The sequence below is a fragment of the Mycobacterium sp. genome (assembly GCF_049278535.1).
Lineage (GTDB): Bacteria > Actinomycetota > Actinomycetes > Mycobacteriales > Mycobacteriaceae > Mycobacterium.
The window spans coordinates 20,730-27,243 of sequence record NZ_JBAPMI010000109.1 but is presented as its reverse complement, the minus strand read 5'-3'; the positions used below and the strand labels follow the sequence as shown (position 1 = coordinate 27,243).

Sequence of the window (6,514 nt, the reverse complement as noted above, 5' to 3'; positions counted from 1 at the left end):
GTCCTGGAGCGAGCAGGTGACAGCCTGGTGATCACCGCCTTCGAGTATCCCGCGGACCTGTCCGCAGTCGTTCAACCCAACGAGCGCATCCCCTACGCGCCGCCGTTCGGTATCGCCTTCGCGGCATGGGATAGCACCGACGAGCAAGAAGCCTGGATCCGACGCGGTGCTGCCGATGATGCGGGTCTGCACCAGCGGCTGCGCACCGTGCTGACCCGCACCCGCGAGCGCGGCTACGACGTCGACTGGATGACACCTGCGTTGAACCAAGCGGCCCAAGCGATTGGCACGCTGTCCGGAGACGTGATCCCCCGCAATCTTCGTTCCGTCATCGATCAGTTGCGGGTGGAATTCGCTTCGGCCGACCCGCTGCCGGACGACAGCACCCGCGGCGCGCACCCAATCGCGACGATTTCCGCGCCGGTGCTCGACGCCGACGATCGCATTGCGCTCGTCCTTGCCATACATCCACTGCGCGCCATGACGATTCGCGAGATCCGAGCTGCTGCGAAGCCGCTCCTTCGCGAGGTCAATCACGTCCGGAACTCCTAGCATCGGTTCACCAGGGCGGCTGTCCGCTCCCACAATTCGTAGGCGCGACGCGGGTCGTACGTGGTCCGATGCGCACGACCGACGCGGCGTCTCACGAAGTACTCGCCGGCAGGTTCAAAGTCTTCACTGCCTTCCGAGGCCAGCCACACCAGTTGATCGCACGCCTCCTCCGGGGTGATACCGACGAGCCGTTCGGTGTGCGCTCGTTGCATGACCGCGAGAACGCGCGAACCCGACGCCGGGCCGAAGTTGCTGTTGACGAATCCGGGGTGGAACGAAGCGGCGGATACACCGAATTCGCAGTAACGACGATGCAATTCGCGAGCGAACATCACGAGCGCGATCTTGGAGCGCCCGTAGGTAACCGTCGGGCGCATCGGTCTCGTACAGAGTAGGTCGTTCACCGATAGACCTGGACGCATCAAACGTTGCGACGAACTCGACGTGCAGATGACGCGGGCCTTCGACGCGATCAACACGTCCATCAGCAAAGTGCTGAGAAGGAAGGCCGCAAAGTAGTTCACCTGGAGCACGCTGTCGAACCCATCAACGGTGACGCCATCGGCGGCGAAGACACTTCCGGCGTTGTTGGCCAGCACGTCGATTCGCGGATAACGCCGCCGCAGCTCCTCGGCCAGGGCACGCACCTGGGCGAGGTCCGAGAAATCCGCACAGAGATAGTCGGTTTGGAGTTCGTCGGCGATCGCCTTCGTCTTGGATACCGAGCGACCGATGACAACGACGTTGTCGCCGGCGGCCGCCAACCGCCGGGCCGCTGCTGCCCCGACGCCGTCGCTCGACCCAGTGATGACGACCGTCCGCTTCGACACGTGCGCCGTACCCCCCCGTCCGCCGCCGTTACTGCAACAGCTACTGGTAAGTCATACTGGTTGCGCCTACAGTAAGTTGCGACCTGATGTGTTGGCAACCGCTCCCACCGCACTGAGAGGCTCGACCTGTGACTTCATCTCCCGACTCCGCGAAGCGTCGCGTCGTTCACGTCGGCACCGGCATGACGGGCAGCGTTGCGCTGCGCGCGGTCATCAACGATCCCGCACTGGAACTGGCTGGGGTCAAGGTGTCCTCGCCGGCGAAGGTAGGCACGGATGCCGGCGCTTTATGCGGTCGCCCCGATGTCGGCATCGTGGCGACCGACGACCTCGCAGCGGTCCTGGGCGCCCAGCCCGATTGCATCGCCTACTGCGCAACCGCCGTTCGCCGTGAAGGCGAGGTGATCGCCGACATCGTCGGCTACCTGGAAGCCGGGATCAACGTGGTCACCATCTCCGCGATCCCCATGGTGTATCCGAAGGCGGCACCGGCGATCTGGCGCGAACCGATCGAAAACGCAGCACGTAAAGGCAACGCAACCTTCTACGCCACCGGTTGCGAACCCGGCTTCGTCAGCCTCAATCTGCCCACCGCCCTGCTCGCCGGCGCCGGGGTGATCGACACCTACCGCATGGACGAATACGCCGTCGACCTCGACCTGTCCTATCCGATCTGGGAGGTGCTCCACGAGTCGATGGGATTCGGAAAGCCCAACGGCCACGTGCCGATTCGCATCGCTGTCGGCAAGGTGAACAACGACTGGGACCCCGTCGTGCGCTACATCGCCGACACGCTCGGCGTGGACGTCGAACGTGTGGCGCTGGACTGGGAGACCATCCTCGCCCCGAACGACCTCGACACCGCCCTGGGAGTGATCCCGAAGGGCACCATCTGCGGCCACCGTTGGCAGCTCGCCGCGATCCAGAACGAGCGCCCCGTCGTCTCGGTTCAGTACTTCGCGGCGGTGACGTCGACGCCGTGGCCCGACTCTTGGCCGCGCCCAGCACAACCCGGTCAGGGCGGCATGGTGTTCCGCATCGAAGGAAACCCGAACATGACCCTCGACCTACATCTGGACCCCACGCCAGATGACGCCACCAACCCCGGCGTCGCCGCGACGGCGATGGCCGCCATCAACGCCATCCCGGCAGTCATCGACGCCGAGCCCGGACTCCTAGACGTGCCACTGGCCGGCCCGTCGATCGTGACCCGTCAGACCCGGCGCTGACATGACACGCCCGAAAGCCGTTGACCTGTATTACGACCCGTTCGACTTCGCGATCGACGACGATCCATATCCGGTGTGGCGGCGGCTGCGCGAGGAAGCGCCGCTGTACTACAACGAGCCGCACGATTTCTACGCGCTGAGTCGATGGGATGACGTGGCACGTGAGCTGCCGAACTGGCAGACCTACCGGTCGGGGCGTGGCACCGTCATGGACGTCATCAAGAGCGGTCTGGAAGTACCACCGGGGGTGATCCTGTTCGAGGACCCACCGCAGCACGACCTGCATCGGCGACTGCTGTCGAAGGTATTCACCCCGCGCCGAATGGCTGCCATCGAACCGTTGACTCGCCAGTTCTGTGTGGGGGCTCTCGATTCGCTACTGGGGCAGCACGAATTCGACGTCATCGCCGACCTCGGTGCCCTGATCCCGATGCGCACCATCGGTTATTTGCTCGGCATCCCCGAGCAGGGTCAGCAGCTGATCCGGGACACCACGAACAACGCTATTGACCTGAAGGAGGGCCAGTTCGCGGTTGCCGACAACGCGTTCGAAGAGTCGTATCTGTTGTTCTCTGAGTACATCGACTGGCGGGCCGACCACCCATCCGACGACCTGATGACGCAGCTACTCAACGCCGAAGTGGAAGACGATGGTGGAACACGCCAGCTAACGCGCACCGAGGTGCTGACGTACACCAGCATGATCGCCGGTGCTGGCAACGAAACCACCACCCGGCTCATCGGTTTCGCGTGCCAGCTGCTGGCCGATCACCCGGATCAGCGCAGCGAGCTCGTTGCCGACCCCGAACTGATCCCGGGCGCCATCGAGGAAGTGCTGCGCTTCGAAGCGCCGTCACCGGTGCAGGCGCGCTACGTCGCCCACGATACGGAATGTCTCGGCACGCCGATCGCGGAGGGATCGATCATGTTGCTGCTCAATGGATCTGCCAACCGCGACGATGCGCGTTTCCCAAACGGCGAGCAGTTCGACATTCACCGCAGAGGCGGCCACCTCAGCTTCGGCCAGGGTCTGCACTTCTGCCTCGGTACCTCGCTGGCACGCATGCAAGCCAGGGTCGTGCTGGAAGAGCTCCTCAAGCGGTGGCCGGAGTGGGACGTCGACTACGCGGGAGCGGCGAAGGCACACACCGCAAGCGTGCGCGGGTGGTCCAAGCTGCCGATCATGACACGATGAATGTCACACGGTGAGTGAGGGGTGAGGGTGAGGGTGCAGGCTTCGAAGCCGCAGCGACAATCAGTCCGGCGACCGCGCGGCTCGCTGACCGAAGACGCGATCGTCGAGACGGCCTTTGAGATAGCAGCAGACTCCTCAATCGAGCAGGTGAGCATTCCACTGATCGCCAAATCGCTCGACGTCGGCGTAACCAGCATCTACTGGCACATTCGCAATAAGTCGGAACTTCTCGACGCCATGACCGACCGCGCGTTGCGTCGCAGCGGGTTGCCGGCCTATGCCGAGTCGGACGATTGGCGCGAGTCGTTGATGGCGCACGCACGCGGTGTGCGCCGGATATTCCTCGGCGATCCGGTGTTGACGGATTTGATCCTCATTCGAGGCGCACTGAGTCCGATGGCTCGACGGCTCGGCGAACAGGAGACGCAGAAAGCGATCGCCGGCATGACCCAAGCCGGTCTCGATGAGCAGACAGCGCACGACACTTACTCCGCGGTGTCGGAACTTGTTCGGGGGTCGGTACTTCTCGCCAGGATGACGCAGAAGCACGGTGCAGCAGGGGCGGCGGCGTCTACCGATGACGGTGGATTCCCAAACGCTCCGATAGCGCTGGATGATCGACCGTTTGAACTTCTTCTGCGGGGACTACTGAGACAGCAATCCCAGCACACGAACACCCCGGTGCGCGCCAGCTAGACAAGCAGGTCGTGCCTAACGTCCTCCTGGACACGCCGTGGCGTTTACGAGGCTTTTGTGATTTCAGAAGCGCCGACCCAGGTGCCCCGAGAATTAGCTCGTGAGCACACACCCGCGCCGGTTGCCGGGACGACGCCGGGACGAGGGACCGTCGCCGCGTCGCCTGGGCGATCAAATAGCTTCTCACCAGGCGTTTGCAGTGGGGCGGGCGGGGCTCGAACCCGCGACCAACGGATTATGAGTCCGCGGCTCTAACCAACTGAGCTACCGCCCCTAGTGCTCTGCACGACCATGACCTTAGCGTTCGCGCTACTTCGCCGATGGCCCCCGTGGTGTGCTGTCGCCCAAAAAATTTCGGCGCCCGGGATGAGTTCGCGGTCGTCCATCCGTTCTGGCGGTTTAGGGAGCAACGGCTGTCGTCAGCCGCAAACCACGATCAGGAAAGGCTCATCATGAGAATCGTCGTCATCGGAGGAACTGGCCTCATCGGATCAAAGGTGGTGCAGGCCTTGACCGAACAGGGTCATGACGCCGTCGCCGCGGCCCCTTCGACTGGTGTGAACGCCGTTACCGGCGAGGGCCTGTCCGACGTGCTCGCCGGCGCGGCGGTGGTCGCCGACGTGTCGAATTCGCCGTCGTTCGAGGACGAGGCGTCGATGGAGTTCTTCACCAAGTCGACCAAGAACGTGCTCGCCGCCGAGGCCGAAGCCGGAGTGGGCCACCATGTCGCGCTGTCCGTGGTCGGCACCGATTTTCTTGCCCCGCGGAGCGGTTACTTCCGGGCGAAGCAGGTGCAGGAGGAGCTCATCAGCGCAGGCCCGATTCCGTATTCCATCGTGCACGCGACGCAGTTCTTTGAGTTCCTCAACTTCATCGCCGACTCCGCGACCGAGGGGAACACGGTGCGTCTACCGTCGGCGCTCTGTCAGCCGATGGCCGCTGCCGACGTCGCCAAAGCGGTGGCCATCGCCGCAGTCGGTGAGCCGGTGAACGGCATCAGCGAGGTGGGCGGACCTCAGGCGTATCCACTTCACGATCTCATCCGCACCGCGCTGACCGCGCGCGGGGATGCCCGTGAGGTCGTCGCCGATCCCGCGGCGTTGTACTGGGGCGTCGCAATCGAAGAACGCACCCTCGTTCCCGATGACGGCGCGACACTATCCACGACCAGATTCGAGGACTGGATTCTCGAATCGGCAGCCAAGGCGTAGCCGAACCGCCGGGCCCGTTGCTGCCCCCTCGAGTCGTGAAATACGAACGGCAGCAACGGGTTTTTATGAGGAGATAGGAAGTACGGCGTCAATGGACATCTACGAGGCGGTCACCAGCCGACGAGCAGTCCGCGGATTCACCGACCAGCCTGTCCCGAACGAAGTGCTGGAGCGCGTGCTGTCCGCCGCAGCCTGGTCACCGTCGGGGTCAAACCTCCAACCCTGGCACATCTACGTGCTGACCGGTGCAGCTCTGGTGCAGCTCAAAATGCTCGCCGTCGAGCGGGTGGGAGCCGGCGACCCCTGGGACGAGCGGGAATTCGAGATGTATCCGACCGAACTGAAGTCCCCGTACCACGAGCGCCGAGCCGCTTTCGCCAAACAGCGCTACGGAGCACTTGGCATCGCGCGCGAGGACCTGGAGGCGCGGCAACGGGCCGCCATCGCGAACTGGGACTGCTTCGGCGCGCCCGCCGCCCTGTTTTGTTACATCGACCGCGACATGGGCCTGCCCCAATGGGCGGACCTCGGCATGTACCTGCAAACCGTGATGCTGCTGCTGCGTGCCGAGGGCCTACACAGTTGCGCGCAGATGGCGTGGTCGCAAACAAGGAAATCCGTCGCGGAGGTCGTGTCACCCCCAGACGGGCGGATCCTGTTCTGTGGCATGTCGATCGGGTACGAGGACGCCACCGTTGGTTATGCCCGCACCGGCCGGGCGCCATTGGAGGAGACCGTCACGTTCATCGAGCACAGGACCGATATCGAGGTTCAAGGATCGGCGACCGCGTAGACCCCGCT

Annotated in this window: 6 protein-coding genes, 1 tRNA gene and 1 pseudogene; 6 read left to right on the top strand and 2 right to left on the bottom strand. The window is 64.1% G+C overall.

The annotated features are described in order from the left end of the window. Nucleotides 1–552, top strand: a pseudogene (locus WAO18_RS07155) (transcriptional regulator); the annotation flags it as partial. Here the strand turns inward: WAO18_RS07155 and WAO18_RS07150 are convergent. Further along, nucleotides 549–1,382 (bottom strand): SDR family NAD(P)-dependent oxidoreductase, encoded by an 834-nt coding sequence (locus tag WAO18_RS07150; protein WP_422205054.1) that lies wholly within the window; start codon nt 1,380–1,382, stop codon nt 549–551. The pseudogene WAO18_RS07155 and the gene WAO18_RS07150 overlap by 4 nt on opposite strands. A 311-nt stretch (nt 1,383–1,693) precedes the next feature. Here WAO18_RS07150 and WAO18_RS07145 point away from each other — a divergent pair, with 311 nt between their 5' ends. The 3 genes from WAO18_RS07145 to WAO18_RS07135 are packed head-to-tail and all read left to right on the top strand — an operon-like array spanning nt 1,694 to nt 4,502. Then, the gene (locus WAO18_RS07145; RefSeq protein WP_422205059.1) at nt 1,694–2,611 is read left to right on the top strand and encodes a dihydrodipicolinate reductase; all 918 of its coding nucleotides are present in this window, start codon (nt 1,694–1,696) and stop codon (nt 2,609–2,611) included. 1 nt (nt 2,612) lies between these two features. Continuing rightward, nucleotides 2,613–3,806 carry a cytochrome P450 gene (locus tag WAO18_RS07140; protein ID WP_422205052.1) on the top strand — a complete coding sequence of 398 codons (1,194 nt, stop codon included), beginning with the start codon at nt 2,613–2,615 and terminating at the stop codon, nt 3,804–3,806. A 21-nt stretch (nt 3,807–3,827) separates the two neighbouring features. Then, entirely contained in the window at nt 3,828–4,502 is a 675-nt protein-coding gene (locus WAO18_RS07135; RefSeq protein WP_422205050.1) for a TetR/AcrR family transcriptional regulator, read from the top strand. Nucleotides 4,503–4,702: 200 nt separating this feature from the next. Here the strand turns inward: WAO18_RS07135 and WAO18_RS07130 are convergent. Further along, a tRNA-Ile gene (locus WAO18_RS07130) sits at nt 4,703–4,776 on the bottom strand. A 178-nt stretch (nt 4,777–4,954) separates the two neighbouring features. Between WAO18_RS07130 and WAO18_RS07125 the strand changes: the two genes are divergently transcribed. Together WAO18_RS07125 and WAO18_RS07120 are read left to right on the top strand one after the other, a co-directional pair. Continuing rightward, the gene (locus WAO18_RS07125) at nt 4,955–5,713 is read left to right on the top strand and encodes an SDR family oxidoreductase (protein WP_422205049.1); all 759 of its coding nucleotides are present in this window, start codon (nt 4,955–4,957) and stop codon (nt 5,711–5,713) included. 91 nt (nt 5,714–5,804) lie between these two features. Then, nucleotides 5,805–6,506: a nitroreductase gene (locus WAO18_RS07120; RefSeq protein WP_422205047.1), complete on the top strand. Its 702-nt coding sequence runs from the start codon at nt 5,805–5,807 to the stop codon at nt 6,504–6,506. Nucleotides 6,507–6,514 lie beyond the last annotated feature (8 nt).